The organism is Pseudomonas sp. R1-43-08, assembly GCF_003852255.1.
In the GTDB taxonomy this organism is placed as follows: domain Bacteria; phylum Pseudomonadota; class Gammaproteobacteria; order Pseudomonadales; family Pseudomonadaceae; genus Aquipseudomonas.
The window spans coordinates 2171795-2185567 of record NZ_CP027734.1; the positions used below are offsets into that span (position 1 = coordinate 2171795).

The 13773-nt window shown below is 59.6% G+C and carries 10 protein-coding genes; 1 reads left to right on the forward strand and 9 read right to left on the reverse strand.

What is annotated here, in order from left to right; all coding sequences use genetic code 11:
* Window positions 1–6 precede the first annotated feature (6 nt).
* Entirely contained in the window at window positions 7–267 is a 261-nt protein-coding gene (locus tag C4J87_RS10050; RefSeq protein ID WP_124366636.1) for a hypothetical protein, read from the reverse strand.
* A gap of 322 nt (window positions 268–589) precedes the next feature.
* Here C4J87_RS10050 and C4J87_RS10055 point away from each other — a divergent pair, with 322 nt between their 5' ends.
* On the forward strand, window positions 590–1915 hold the full coding sequence (locus C4J87_RS10055; RefSeq protein ID WP_124366637.1) for a sigma-54 dependent transcriptional regulator: 1326 nt from the start codon (window positions 590–592) through the stop codon (window positions 1913–1915).
* Window positions 1916–2473: 558 nt separating this feature from the next.
* Here C4J87_RS10055 and C4J87_RS10060 read toward each other — a convergent pair.
* The 8 genes from C4J87_RS10060 to C4J87_RS10095 all read right to left on the reverse strand — a co-directional run bounded on the left by C4J87_RS10060 (window position 2474) and on the right by C4J87_RS10095 (window position 13699).
* Window positions 2474–3775: an autotransporter outer membrane beta-barrel domain-containing protein gene (locus C4J87_RS10060; RefSeq protein WP_124366638.1), complete on the reverse strand. Its 1302-nt coding sequence runs from the start codon at window positions 3773–3775 to the stop codon at window positions 2474–2476.
* Between the two features lie 48 nt (window positions 3776–3823).
* Window positions 3824–4570: a hypothetical protein gene (locus C4J87_RS10065; RefSeq protein WP_124366639.1), complete on the reverse strand. Its 747-nt coding sequence runs from the start codon at window positions 4568–4570 to the stop codon at window positions 3824–3826.
* A gap of 37 nt (window positions 4571–4607) precedes the next feature.
* Window positions 4608–5288 carry a C39 family peptidase gene (locus C4J87_RS10070; RefSeq protein WP_124366640.1) on the reverse strand — a complete coding sequence of 227 codons (681 nt, stop codon included), beginning with the start codon at window positions 5286–5288 and terminating at the stop codon, window positions 4608–4610.
* A gap of 61 nt (window positions 5289–5349) precedes the next feature.
* Complete coding sequence (locus tag C4J87_RS10075) at window positions 5350–6087, reverse strand: hypothetical protein (RefSeq protein WP_124366641.1); 738 nt, start codon at window positions 6085–6087, stop codon at window positions 5350–5352.
* A 68-nt stretch (window positions 6088–6155) separates the two neighbouring features.
* A complete protein-coding gene (locus C4J87_RS10080; RefSeq protein ID WP_124362393.1) occupies window positions 6156–6704 on the reverse strand; it encodes an adhesin in 549 nt (182 codons plus the stop codon).
* Complete coding sequence (locus tag C4J87_RS10085) at window positions 6704–7153, reverse strand: hypothetical protein (RefSeq protein ID WP_124366642.1); 450 nt, start codon at window positions 7151–7153, stop codon at window positions 6704–6706. The genes C4J87_RS10080 and C4J87_RS10085 overlap by 1 nt, the downstream gene beginning before the upstream one ends.
* Window positions 7154–7445: 292 nt before the next feature.
* Window positions 7446–8441 carry a FecR family protein gene (locus C4J87_RS10090; protein ID WP_124366643.1) on the reverse strand — a complete coding sequence of 332 codons (996 nt, stop codon included), beginning with the start codon at window positions 8439–8441 and terminating at the stop codon, window positions 7446–7448.
* Window positions 8442–8578: 137 nt separating this feature from the next.
* On the reverse strand, window positions 8579–13699 hold the full coding sequence (locus C4J87_RS10095) for a dermonecrotic toxin domain-containing protein (RefSeq protein WP_124366644.1): 5121 nt from the start codon (window positions 13697–13699) through the stop codon (window positions 8579–8581).
* Between the last annotated feature and the right edge of the window lie 74 nt (window positions 13700–13773).

Below are 13773 nucleotides of genomic sequence, written 5' to 3' on the forward strand. Positions count from 1 at the left end.
GTCGACTTACTTGGGCATTGCCCACTGTTGCAACTTGTAGCCATCTTTGTCGAGCTCGGCACGCGCCTGCAACAACAGGTTTTCCAGTTGCGCCGGGTCGGTGTAAGTGTTCGAGGACAGCTGTTTACGGCCGATGCGGGTATTGGTGCGGTCGATGACGCTCAGGCTGAGGGCGCCATTGCCATCGTGCCAGGCCACGCACTGAAAGGGTTGGAAAGCGCGGTCTGCAATCAAAAGAGCTTCGTTGATGCGCAGCGGAGCGTTCATGTGGGTCGTCTCTCTCTATGCCCATTCAAGTGAGTACCGGCGGTTGGGCTGACCGTGCGGTGGGTTACTTGTACTGATGCGCGATGGTGGGGTACGGGTCACATGCTAGAGCAACAAATTTTAATGTTTCCTGACTAATGTCATGTAAGTCGCTGTTTTAAAAGCTCAACCCAGGCGTTAACAGTTCAAACATAGGTGGCGTTTTGCCCCCACTTATAGCGAATGGTTACAAAGGCTGCGTCAAAATTTTGCTAAGGTCCCTGTCAGTCATCACAAACAGTTGTTTCTAATAACGTTACTGTTCTGACGCCAAGGAATATTCATGATTGTGTCCCCCGTCCAACGCCGCTTGCTGGTGGTCGACCCGTGTGCGGATTGCCATGGGTTGCTACCGGGCTTACGCACGGTCGGATGGGACGTGGACAGCTGTGCCCTGGAAGCGGTGGGAGATAGGTCCTGCGATGTCGGCCTGCTGCGGTTGCAGCCGTGTCATCTGGAGCGCCCCGAAGCGGTCAAGGAACTGATTGGCCGTAGCGGCACCGAGTGGATCGCGGTACTCAGCCAGGATGTATTGCGTCTGCAGAACGTCGGCGATTTCGTCTGCGAATGGTTCTTTGACTTCCACACCTTGCCGTTCGACGTGTCGCGGGTGCAGGTCACCCTGGGACGCGCCTTCGGCATGGCGCGTCTGCGCGGCAAGGGCAACACCCCCGTGGGTGGGCCTGGGCATGAGCTGCTGGGCGACAGCCGGCCCATTCGTGAACTGCGCAAGTTGTTGTCGAAGTTGGCGCCCACTGAATCCCCGGTACTGATTCGGGGCGACAGCGGCACCGGCAAGGAACTGGTGGCCAAAACCCTGCACCGGCAATCGCAGCGGCACGCCAGGCCGTTTGTGGCGATCAACTGTGGGGCGATTCCGGAACACCTGATCCAATCCGAACTCTTCGGTCATGAAAAGGGTGCCTTCACCGGAGCGCACCAGCGCAAGGTCGGACGCATCGAGGCCGCCCACGGTGGCACGCTGTTCCTCGATGAAATCGGCGACCTGCCGATGGAACTGCAAGCCAACCTGTTGCGCTTTCTCCAGGAGAAACAGATCGAGCGCGTCGGCGGCAGCCAGCCTATCCCGGTGGATGTGCGGGTGCTGGCGGCCACCCACGTAGACCTTGAGGCCGCCGTGGAAAAGGGCACTTTCCGCGAAGACCTGTATTACCGCCTGAACGTCCTGCAAGTGGTCACGGCCCCCTTGCGTGAACGCCATGGTGACGTGGCGATGCTGGCCAATCACTTTTCGCGCTTCTATAGCCAGGAAACCGGCCGCCGCCCGCGCAGCTTCAGCGAAGATGCATTGGTAGCGATGGGGCAGCACCTGTGGCCAGGCAATGTACGTGAGTTGGCCAACCGCGTGCGCCGTGGCCTGGTGTTGGCCGAAGGGCGCCAGATCGAAGCGGTTGATCTGGGACTGCAAGGCGAGCAGGCGGCTTCACTGCCGATGGCGACACTGGAAGATTACAAACACCGCGCCGAACGTCAGGCGTTGTGCGATGTGCTTCACCGGCACAGCGATAACCTGAGCGTCGCCGCCCGCGTGCTGGGCATTTCCCGGCCGACGTTCTACCGGTTGCTGCACAAACACCAGATTCGCTAGGGCCATCGGGGCATAGGTATCTACACAACTTTGTAGCAGCCTACGGTAACCACGATGCGAAGCGAGTCGCTCTTGATCTTGCTTTTGATCTAGGCGCCCCGTTAAACCACGCTGGCCGGAATCCGATAGTGATTTGGGGGGTAAACCGGCAGGGATGCCGGTTTAGCCGCCCCGCGCCATGGATGGCGCGTGGCGGCGGCCCCCCAAATCACTGTCGGATTACGGGCACACCGAGCCTAGGCGAGGTGCCGAGTGGTGGGGCAAGAGCGTTTTGCTTACTTTTGCGCTTTTCAAAAGTGAGACGCCGTAAGGGCGGAACCCATAGCAGCCGTTACCGCAGCAACGGATATGTACTCGCCCTGATCCAGCATCCTGGTCGGCTGTCAGGCCGCCATCGGGAGCAAGCCCCCTCCCACAGGGAATATTGGTTGTCCATGAAACAGCTGACGAAACCGAATCAAAATGTGGGAGGGGGCTTGCCCCCGATAGCGGTATGTCAGTTGACACAGCAGGTCACTGACCCTGCACCATCAACATTTAACAGCGTTCGCCCCTCAATCAGAAGTAATACGGGAATTTCAGGCTGAAGGTAAAGTCCGGCGCATCATCGGTCATCCCGATCGCCAGGTTCGGCACGATGGTCAGGTTATCCGATGCGGCAATCGTCATGCCCACGTTGAAGTAGCCGGCGTTGGCATCGCTGGAGACCACCGACTGCCAGTCGCCGCCGTCGGGCTTGAGTTTGCTTTTGCGCTGTATCAGGTCTGATACCGAGAACGACATACTCATCTTCTCGTTAAGCGCAAAGGCTACGCCGACGCCGAGCTGGAAGCTGTCACCCAGGCGCACTTTGCCGCCGACCTTTTGATTGACCTCACTGCTGATGTCATCGAACGAGTCTTCGAAGTTGTGGGTGTACGACAGCGAGCCGAACAGCACGGCAGGGTCGAAGGTCTTGACCAGGGAAATGCCCGGCGTGATCGACCAGACGCCGTTGCCCGTCGGCAGGCTTTCCGGTATGTACAGGTTGTCGTTGTTGGGCTGCTTGACCAGTTTGATGCCAAACGGCTCTTTACCCGTAGGCGCCTTCACCCGTACCGACACCACCGCATCCGGCAGGGTAGGGGTTTCATCGAGGAATTTGTACGCCACGCCGAAGTTGACGTCGCCGATGGTCGGGTCGCGGGTGACGGAACCTTCCGAGGTGGCCGTGGCATCGTTGCCGGCGCCGCCGGACTGATAGGTCGAATCGCGGTAGACCACCGGCACGTTGAGGTCGAACTGCCAGCGATTGTCGACGTTGTAGCGCCCGGTCAGGTCCAGGGTCCAACTGTCGGATTTGATCCGGTCCAGGTTGATGTTGCCGAGGAAGATCGAGTCCAGCGCGAGGAAGCCGTTGAGGGTCAGCTGGCGCGCGTCATAACGGGCATAGGTGACACCGGTTTCGAGGCTGAACTTGCCATTGCCGAAAAAGCCGCTGGCCTCGTTGTAGAGGTTGCTCACGCTTTGCGCGGGGGCGGAGTCGTCCTTGAGTGACTGGCCGTAGGAGCTGCCGCCACCGCCGGCGCCACCCGATGCCGCCGCCGCGCCCGTGCCGGCGACCACGGTGCCGCCTTTCTTGAAGTCGGCGGGGGATTTGGCCAGGCGCCTGGGCGCTGGCGCTTCCGGTTGATCTTCCACCTGGCGCACGCGTTGTTCCAGCACGGCCAGGGCCTTTTGCTGCACGTCGTAGCGTTGCTTGAGTTCCAGGAGTTCCCGCTTGAGGGTTTCGATATCGGCATCCGGTGCGGCATGCAGCACGGAGGCGGGCAAGAGCGTACTTAAACAGATCACCGCGCGGAGCGATATCGATCGATGCATGAAATAAGCCGTCCTTTTTGGTGCGTAAGTGTCGAGGGTCAGCGTAGTTCAATAACCGAGCGTGCGTAGGCCTTTGAGTTGATCCAGGTTGCAGTTCAACGCGCCGTTGTTCAAACCGTTATTGTTCATCACGACGTTGAGTTGGGTCATGTTGTTGACGAAGTTGCTATTACCGGTCAGAACCGTCCCTTGCAGCACATTCCCGCCGCCGATCTGCTGCAGGCTGTTGCCTTGGTTGTGGTTGGCCTGGATCGCCATCTGCAAGCCGCCATGGTTGGCCGACACGCTGACATGACCTGCCGGGCTGTCGCCGCTGACGGTGCCGCCGGCCACCAATACCTGCCCGGACTGCACAATGTTGGCAGGGGCAAAGCCGTCCTGGGTGACGTTGATGCCCACCGTGTTGTGGGCGGTGTTGCCATCGCCAGCGGTGCGCACGCTCTGGATCACACCCTGGCCACTGCCAATGCCCGCGCCGCCGACCACATTGCCGGCGCCGGCGTCCTGGTTGCTCCCAGCCCCCGCCGAGCCGGTGGTTTGTACGTAGAACTGCGGGGTAATGGTGGCCTTGTCGAGCTGCAGGCTGGCCTTGCCGGTGATGCTGTCGCCCACCGCATTGGTCCAGGTGCTGCTCATGACAATGCCGAAGCTGATGATTCGCCCCGGCATCACATAGCGGCCGCGCAGCTCGGCCATTTCCGAATCCTTGAGTTCGATCGGTTTGAAACCCGATGAAGCATAAGCGGGCATCGAGGCTGCCAGACACAAAACCGTCAGCCAACGGGAAGTGTTCATCTTTTGCTCCTGGAGCGTCCTGCTCCTTATTGCGCTTCTAGAAGAAGTCGCTCTGGATAAAACCGAAATCCATCAGCTCGGCGTCGCCTACGGGCCGGAACTCGTTCAACTGGTTCTTGGCGGTCAGTGGCGCAGGCGGGTCGAGCAACACGTTGGTCTTGTCGTAGCCTTCGCCCAATACGGCGAACACGATGCCATTCCAACCCTTGACGAAGTCATCCCGCGAATAGCGCTTATGGCCCAGCACCGGGTCGCCGATATACACCCAGTCCTTGTCGGCCCGCTGCATCACCACGAAGTGCTTGTAGCCACGAATTTCCAATAACACCACCACCGGTATTTTCACGGTTATCAGGGTGTCTGGCGCGATCTTGTAGCCCCGGGCACGCATGCCGATGCTTTCGAGGTAGCGCTTCATGTCCAGCATGGAAAAACCCTGGGTACGCACCAGGTCCTGATCGGCAGTGAGCAGCATGCCTTTGATGAGGTGATCTTCGTCGACGTCCAGCCAATAGGCCTGGCGCAGGATGGTGGCGAGTGCCGCGGCACCGCAGCTGAAATCGGTTTTCTGTTCCACCAGGTTGGCGAACCGGCGTTCACGGATGCTCTCGACCTTCTTGAAAATCACCGCACCGCCAGGCATGGCGGAGATCGCCATGGTGCCTGCCCACGCGGGGCCGGTGAGTAACATCAGGAGGGTGAGGGTCGCGAGGCGCATGATCGAATGACCTGTTGGACACTGGAATAAAAAGGGGCCTTGTTGCCAAGGCCCCGTTGGATCAGAAGCGCACGCCACTGGCGCAGACGCTGCAGCCTTGGCCGATCGACAGGCTGTTGCTGCCTTGGTTGCCGGCGCCGGATTGCAGGTTCACACCCACGTTGCCGGAGTTGCGGTTAACCGAATTGTCGAGGCTGGCGTTGTTGGACACGTATTGCGGTTTGCCATAGCCATGACTGCTGGTGGCGCTATTGAGGTAGCTGTTGTTGAGCGAGTTCTGCTCGGTGTTGGACGCCGCTGCGATGTTCTTGCCGTCAGCGGTGGTGATCGCCAGGTTGTTTTTACCCTGGTTGCCTTGCCCGGCCTGGCCGTTGTAACCCACGTTACCGGAGTTGCCGTTCACCGAGCTGTCCAGTGAGGCGTTGTTTTGCGTGCCTTTGTTGACGAAGTTGTTGTGGGTGCTGCCTTGATCCACATCGATCACCGCGAACACCGTGGCGAAGTCGCCCTTGGCACTGGAGATGGCACCGGCGTTGTCGGCCTGGTTGCCGGAACCCGACTGCGCATTGACCCCCACGTTACCGCTGTTGCCGGTGACAGAGCCGTCGGCAGAGGCATTGTTTTCGGTGTTGGTGTCGTCGAATTTGTTGTGCTGGCTTTGTTGTACGTCAGTGACCACAGCGGCAACAGTACCGGTAGGTTGAGGCGCCGGATGCCAGCCACCGCCTGCTTGAGCGGCGGCAGCCATGAGTGCGGCGAGAGCGAAAACCATTGGTTTCAGAGCCATTTGAGGTTTCATGGTGTTTCTCCTTGCTTCTAATTAGTTGGGTTAAGTGTTGGTACGGTCCAGCCAGTGCTACCAAGCGTTCACTTGATAGTGATACCCAGGGTGTTAGCCACTCGGTTCCCCACCCCGGCACTCTGGTTCACCTGAATCACTCCTCGGCTGCCGGTGAAGGCCTGGTCGCTGGTCACGACCTGGCGGCTGCCAGTGGTGGGGGTGAGCCCTGAGTCGGTCAACTGCGTCGTGTTCTGTTGCAACAGGACGCTGTCATCGATGCTTTGCGGGCCAGGATTGAGACTGATCCGCACGGCATTGATCGATTGGTTATTGGCCCCGGCCGACTGGTTGATGCCCAGCACGCCGTTGCCGTTGCTGAAAGAGGTGCCCAGGATCGCCGCCTTGGCGTTCAAGGACGGGTCCACGTTGCCGTCGAGTTTCTGGATGTTGAGGTTGGTGGCCTGGCCGCCAAGGACAATGGCGCGGCTGTTGGACATCTGTTGCTGGTTACCGGCCGCCTGGTTGATCGACAGCACGCCTTCGTACTGGTTACCGCTGCCTTGGATCACGGCGGTGTTGTCAGCCATCGTCGACGCACTGCCCAGCAGTGCCACCATCAGCACGAGGCGCTTCATTACTTGCCCCCCATCATGCTGCCGAGGTTATTCAAGGGGGTCATGCCGCGCTGGATCGAGTCACTGATCTGCCCACCCATGCCGCTGCCCGCGCCGTGGCCGGCGGCTGCGCCGGTGCCCAGGGTCGACATGCCGTTTTGCGTGGCGCTCAAGCCCGCCTGATTACCGCTGGGCTGCAGGGAACGCGCAAGGCTCGAACCGCTGCGAATACCGCCGATGTCCACATCGCTGAGTTCACCGGAAATGGCGCTGTTCACTTCTTTGCTGGGGTTGGCGTTGGCGGTGTTGGGGTAGGGGTCCGGAAGGGAGGTGCGCCCGTACATATGACCTTGCACGGTGCGCCCTGTCACGATCACGCCATCACCCGCCTGGCTCGGCAGGCTGATGCCAGCACTGAGCACGCAACTGATCAGCAGTGCGTTTATCGAGGCATGAGTGAGTGCGTTCACGGCGGCAGTCCTTGTTATTCACGCTGACCCTAAACAGCGTTGTCAGGGAAAGAGCAGAAGGCGTGCCGCTTTTTATTTTTCTTCTGGATTCAGTGTATTGCGAGTTGCGCTGGAGGATTGATCGGCTGGGGTGTTTCACGCGTGAGACAGTCGCCCAGGGGCGCGATGTGCTCCGCCGCTCGCGCCAGTTGTATCACTGGTGAAACAGTGCCCATGACAAAATCGTGAATCCGCAGCCACTGGGCGATTCAGCGCAGTTGGGTGTTTCAAAAATGGACAGGTAGCCGCAGGCTCAGCCTTTGGGCGTTTTACGCGGAATGGAGTTGAGTACAGGGTTGCCATCCTGGTTCTGGGTCAGGTAGACCGGCAGCACCTTGGGCAGGGAAGGGATGAGGTTGTTGACCTCACTGAGGTTATAGATACCGCCAATGCGAATGGTCCCGGTGCTCGCGTCCGCCAGCATCGCGGGTTTGTCCAGGTAGCGGTTGATCAGCGGCAGGGCGTCGGCCAGGGCCAGGTTGTCGAGCACCAGCTTGCCCGTGCGCCACGCCAGCGCGTTGTCATTGGGATTGAAGGCCTGGACCTCGGGCGTGGTGTCGCCCTGATGATAGCTGGCCTGCATGCCAGGGCTCAGTTGCACGCCGGGGTGCAGGTTGTCACTGGCGATCTGCACCGACCCCTCGAGCAGCATCACCCGGACCTTGTCTTCGTATTTCCAGACGTTGAACTGAGTCCCGGTCACCCGCACCTGGCCTTCCCCCGCGCGCACGATGAAAGGGTGGGCGCTGTCATGGCTGACCTTGAAAAACGCTTCACCCTTTTTCAGCGTAACGCGTCGCTGGTCCTTGTAGTCGCTGTAGACCAGTTCAGTGCCCAGGTTCAATTCCACCTGGCTGCCATCGCCGAGGGTGATGTTGCGCAAACCGTTGACCGCTTCGAAACGCTTATAGGAACTGGGCAACCAGCCGGCTTCCCAGCCAGTGAACGCGGCCAGGGGTAGCGCGGCGAGGCAAATCGCGGCTGCGACCGCGTAGGTGCGCCAACGCGAGCGCGGCTTGAACGGCAACACCAGCGGCGGCGCCGGGCTGCGGGGCAGGTGGTCGGCGACTTCCCAGATTTCCAGCATGGCGGCGTATTCGAAAGCGTGCAGCGGGTGCGCATCGTGCCATTGGGTAAAGGCTTGACGCTCCGCCGCCGTGCAGTCGCCCGCATGCATGAGCATGCACCAATGCGCGGCGGCGTCGGTGATGGCGTCATATTCGGCTTCTGTAAGGGACTTTTCGCTCATTAACTCATCCTGATTTCGCACATTCTAACCTCCCGAAGCGGACAGCGAGAACAGCCGTCATGGCAATTGCATATCAATTGGAACTTGTTCTCGTTTGGCGTGACCTGAAAATCAGCACATTCCCGCCGGGAGCCTGTTCAGGCTCCTATATCCAGCTTTCGGCCGAGTTCACTGATCATGTAGGTGACGGAGTCGGCATTGGCCAGGATCGTATCGATACGTTTGTCGGCATTGCTCATGAAGATCGACCGAGCCTCAACCAGTGTTCGGCATCCGGTGGTGCTCAGTACCTTTGCCTTTTGCGACGAAGTGGCTTCACTGCTGCCGAAATCTTCCCATGCTTGACTGAAGTCGTCCCATGTCTTGAACAGCAGCCTGACCGGCGTCATGAGGGACAGCGCGTTTAAGCGCAGGTCCGAAAGGTCGGTCTGCATCAGCTTGGTGCGCGGGGTGCTGACCTTGATCAGGTCTGGGAACGGTCGCATGCTGTCCAGGTAGGCCAGGTCCTCGGTCTGGGATTTGAGATGAGTGATCTCGTGAATCAGTATGGTAGCTCGTGCATGGGCCATGATGTCGAATGCGGTGTTCAGATGGTTTTGATAGATGTCCATGGGCGGGTCGAAGAAGCGGTCCAGCAAATAGATTTTCTGGTCCGGGTCCTTGGGAATTACGAAAGCAAAAGTTTGTCGCGGATTGTAGCGATGGGTGCCGCTGACAAATCGCGTTGAATCGGGGTTGATCAAGGTGGGGTTGCCCAACTCATTGAGTACTTCATCGATTCGCCGCTTGATTCTTCCCAGCTGAGCGGGCGTCATTGTGACAATGCCGAACAACTCACCGAAAAACCGCCCGATACGGCTTAGGGGATCCAAGTGTGTCGCGAAGTGGAGAAGGTTGAGCTTGCAGGTGGCCGTATAACAGGTCGCCACGTTGAGTGCTTCAGCAATGCACTGGGCTTTCCAGGGGGATAACGCGGCAATTTCCCTCATCCCCCTCGCTTCGATATTGATGGAGTCTCGTTCGGCTGCTCGCGTCTGAACCTTGCCTGAGAAGCGACTCAATGTTTTACCGTACAGTGGATGATGCCGGTCGAGGTCCAGCACCCATGCACCCTTGGCGTCGCGTTGTATATAGGGGCCCTGCAGCTCGTCCTGGTTCAGGCGCCAACGCTCACCGGCACTTTTCACCGGGTACACCTTGCCTGCCAACGACACGAAATGCTGGATGTCCGTCTTGCCCCGATAGAGGTGGCTTTGCGCGCTCAGCTCCAGATCGCGCAAGGCGATATCGTGCTGTTCGAAGGCTTGCAGCTCTGTGCGCCAGGGTGCCGTCAGATCCACGTCATCCGGTTTGACGTCTGCCTTTGGGACGGGCGTTTGCGGCAAGAGTTGATCCAGGCCCTCGCGCAGGGAGGCTAATGCAGCCACGCCTGCGATGAAGGTTTTGAGCGCATGTTGCCAGCGGTGTTGCTGCAAGTCTTCGGCGGAGGTTTTGAACAATTTGTAGCTGCGCCACACCGCCAACGGGTAGGCCAACTTGCCGGCCAGGAACTGCAGGCCTTTGGGGATTTCCTGGGTGAGCAGGCTGGTGACAGCATCCCATGCTGCCTGGCCTGATCGCGAGAACTGAGAAGCCAGCATTCGCTGGAGCATCTCGGCATTGTCCTCGAACAGCTGCTTGAGCAGGTTGCCAGCGATAGGTGTTGCCCCAAAACTGATCTCCGAGTGCTCATGGCGGCGCTTTTCGTTGAGCAAATTGCGGTAAGTGGCTTGCTCGGGCGCCTCCAACTGGCCGACTACCCAGTCCTGCAGCGCACCGGGCGTGGTCAACTCGTTGAGGAACGCCGCTTCATTGGCATATTCCTTCAAGCCATGTATTGGGCTGTAGGGGGCGTACAGGATCAAGGGGCCCGAAGCGCCGGCCTTGGGACCGATCAAGTAGCAGCCCAACGCTTTGACCAGCGCCGCGCCTGGGGTGGCGAGCAGTTCGAGGGGCCGAATGATCGCCGTTACACCCGCCACGGCGGCACGCGCCAGCGCGTCAGGCATATCGAAAACGTGCTGGATAAAGCCCCAGGCCGACGCGGACAGCCGCTCATCCAGGGTTTGTTGATGGGCATAGTGCAGCAACTGCCAGGGCAATTGCCGACAGAACAATTGACGACGCTCGCGGCTATCCTCGGTCTGGTCTTTGAGGTGGGTGGTCAGTAGCTTCTGGAAGGTACTTTTCAAATCCACTTGTCGAACCAGTTGCACGATGGCATCGCCGTTCAGCCCCTCCGGCAACGCGGCGGCTGTACGCGATTGTGGCCGGATGTCTTCGGCGTGCAGCTCGGGCAGGTATCGCAGGGCGAAGTCGGTCAGGGTCTGCGCGTTGCCCTTCAAGTCGATACGGTTCGGTATCAGTACGTTGTCCGGGTGGATCGATTGTCCTGGAAAGCGCGCCTCGAGCAGGGTTGAAAGGGCGCTCACGGCCGCGTCTCGCAGAGGCGTGATGTTGTGCAGGTAGTCACGCTCGTCCGGCGCGCTGATGCGGTACTGCTCGAGCAGTTCGGCGTGCAGACGTTGCTCACGGGGGCTTGCCATGCCCAACCATACCGGCAGCGCCTGCAGGTTGATCAGGGCCTGCGCAATGGCAATGGCCCTGGGCAGGTTGGTCGGTGGTGCCCGTTGGATGATGCTGTCCATGCAGTCCTGAAAGCGCTTTGCGTTCAGTTTCATCGAGAATAAATGGTCTATCTCGTCTCGCGTGAAGTCGCTGTAGCTCCGTTGCCGGTCGTGCAGCAGGTCGTCGTCGATACGCCGCAGTGGGCCGAGCTGCCAGGTCTGATGGGGGACACGCTTGGAGATCGGCAGGTTCTCCAGCAGGGTCAATCGCTTCAGGGGGTCTTGCAAGCCTTGCTCCAGTGCTTGGCGCAGGGCCTTGATCGACCCATAGGCCTGGTAGCCGTTACGTGGCGTCCACAGCAGCGCTGTTCCTGAATGAATGGGGTCCGTGCCGCCACGTTCGGTCAGCACAAAACAGTTAGCCAGGGGCTGTGGCGTGCTCTGCGAGTCGGTTTTGAGGGTCAGGCCAAAGGCATCCGGTATGAACCCGTTCAGGCCGTGGCGGGTCATTCGGGTCATGTGGTCGGCATCAAGAACGCTGTCCAGCAGGGCAAGGCTTTGGGCCGGCAAACTCTTGTGCAGCCGTCTCATCTGCGCTTCACCGCTCAAACCCCGCAACATGCCCAGGCTCAGGTGCGCCTGGTTATTCTTCAGGAAGATAGTGGGCAGTGCGCGCAGATCGTCATGTGAAAACGTGCCCAGGGCTTGCTCGATGATTGAATTGAAGGTAGCGAAGGTCAGGTTATTCAGCTTATAGGCGACCCCTGCATGGCGGTCGCCGTAGAACCAGGTCAGGGTGGACTCGCTCAGCGCATCGGTTTGCCGGGCCAGGCGGGCAATGAAGTGCTCGACCATGCTTGATGAGGCCTCGGGCGTGCGTACTTCGCGCTCCAGGGCCTGGGTGGGGTAGGTGTTGATATGAACCTCGTCGGCCTTCAGCTCCAATTGTCGCTTGGTCAACTCGGTGTCCAGTGCATGGGCTGCCAGTTCGCTCAAGGTCAGATGCCGGCTGCGCTCCTCGGCCATTGCCGCTTCGATCGCTTGCAATCGTTGCAGGTGCAGCTTGGACTTTTCCGCCTGGACCGTGGTGGGGCGGCCACTGTCAGTGGTGATGGGATGGATGCTCCAGCGCCCGTCCGTCTCCTGCTCCAGCAAACGGCTGTCGAGCATGGTCCGTACGTCCAGGGCACTTTCGACTTGTGCGGCCAGGTCGACGCCGCCCGCGCTGCGCCGAAACAGCCCCAGCGCCGTTTCCAGGTTGTCGAATTGCTTGGCGATGATGTCCTCGATGATTTCCTGGAACACATCGCCAGCGACGGGCTTGCCGGTCACCTGAATATGATTCATGCCGACAAACACACTGCGCTCATCCACGGACAGGAAATTGAGCAGCTCATCTTCGTGTCCTGCGGTTTTGAGCATGCTCAACAGGGCATCGTTAAGGTCGTTCAGGTCTGCGAGTACCTGCAAACCCCGTGATTGGGTGTAGAGGTAAGCGTGGGAATTGCTGATCATCAGGGTGCTGGCCAGATCGACGTAATGTTGAAACGGCGCGTGTATGCGCACCTTTTCTACGCTCAGCCGACTGTCGGAGGCGGTACGCGCGGCTTGGTCTGGCAGAAACAGCGCCCTCAGTTTTTGACTTTGATCGGCGGACAGAATCATTTCCTGTTGCTTGAACAGCAGGTCAACGCGGCATTTGTCACTGATAACCCGGCTGAAAAAGCGTCGGCGTGACTGGCTGCCCTTGAAGTCCTCGTTCCAGTAGGTCTGCAACAAACTGTTCAATAACGTTGAAAGAATGCCGCTGGTTTGTTCGATCACGCTGTCCCAACGCTGCTGGTCTTGAGCCTGTTGCTCCGGGGTATGGGTGGCGGTGTCGAGACCGATATTGGAAAAAGTATGCGTCTGGTCCGTCGGCCACGCGTGATTCACATAAAAACGCAACAGCGCATCGCGCAGGGGCTCGGAGGTGACCCATCGGCGGTCTTCAGCGGCCGACTCACGGCTGAAGAAGCTCACCCGTGTGTCGCGCTGGTTCAGGCCCGGGAAATAGGGGCGGGCCATGATGCCGAGCAAGGTGTCGAGCATCCCGTGCAGGCTTGGGAGTTTGCGCAACTCATCGAGCATGACGGCTACGTTTTTCTGCTGGCCGTCCAGGATGGCTTGCTGCTGGTCCTCCATCACCGCACCCTGGATGACGGAGGTGGTCGCGGTCAGGCGCACCGCCAGCGGCAGCGCATCCTGCTCGTCGATAGACAAAAAGCGCAGCAAATCGCTGCGTTGTGCAGGTTGCCTCAGCCGCTCGTCCACTTCATTGAGCAGGGCGGTGTGGCTGTCGAACAACTCCAGCCCTTTGTACGGGGTGTAGAGCACGGCCTTTGCCTCGTCCGGCGTCGGGCTGATGACAAAGGCGCCTGCCAGTGGGGTGGGGTGTGTGCCGGTGGGGTTGATCAGCAACCTTTCCACCAGCATGGGGTATTCGTTTAAGGTCGTGTCCCTGCGTGCCGTGTCAGTGGCGTAGTACAGCGTGTGCAGCCAATTCAGATCTTTCACCGTGAAGCCCAGCGCACGCTCCCGTGGCGTGGGCTCCTTGCGGCTGACAGGATGCAGGAATTCATCGAAAAAGTAGGGCACGGTCACATTCGCCATCCGGCATTCTCCATTGTTGCGCGGTTATGAACTGTCAACGTAGAGGGCGGCGGCGGGCGTGCTGCGGTAGATAA

Coding starts and splice junctions, on each gene's coding strand:
- C4J87_RS10075 (WP_124366641.1), bottom strand. CDS start 6,087: ATGAAACCTCAAATGGCTCTGAAACCAATGGTTTTCGCTCTCGCCGCA.
- C4J87_RS10055 (WP_124366637.1), top strand. CDS start 590: ATGATTGTGTCCCCCGTCCAACGCCGCTTGCTGGTGGTCGACCCGTGT.
- C4J87_RS10060 (WP_124366638.1), bottom strand. CDS start 3,775: ATGCATCGATCGATATCGCTCCGCGCGGTGATCTGTTTAAGTACGCTC.
- C4J87_RS10080 (WP_124362393.1), bottom strand. CDS start 6,704: ATGAAGCGCCTCGTGCTGATGGTGGCACTGCTGGGCAGTGCGTCGACG.
- C4J87_RS10070 (WP_124366640.1), bottom strand. CDS start 5,288: ATGCGCCTCGCGACCCTCACCCTCCTGATGTTACTCACCGGCCCCGCG.
- C4J87_RS10050 (WP_124366636.1), bottom strand. CDS start 267: ATGAACGCTCCGCTGCGCATCAACGAAGCTCTTTTGATTGCAGACCGC.
- C4J87_RS10090 (WP_124366643.1), bottom strand. CDS start 8,441: ATGAGCGAAAAGTCCCTTACAGAAGCCGAATATGACGCCATCACCGAC.
- C4J87_RS10065 (WP_124366639.1), bottom strand. CDS start 4,570: ATGAACACTTCCCGTTGGCTGACGGTTTTGTGTCTGGCAGCCTCGATG.
- C4J87_RS10095 (WP_124366644.1), bottom strand. CDS start 13,699: ATGGCGAATGTGACCGTGCCCTACTTTTTCGATGAATTCCTGCATCCT.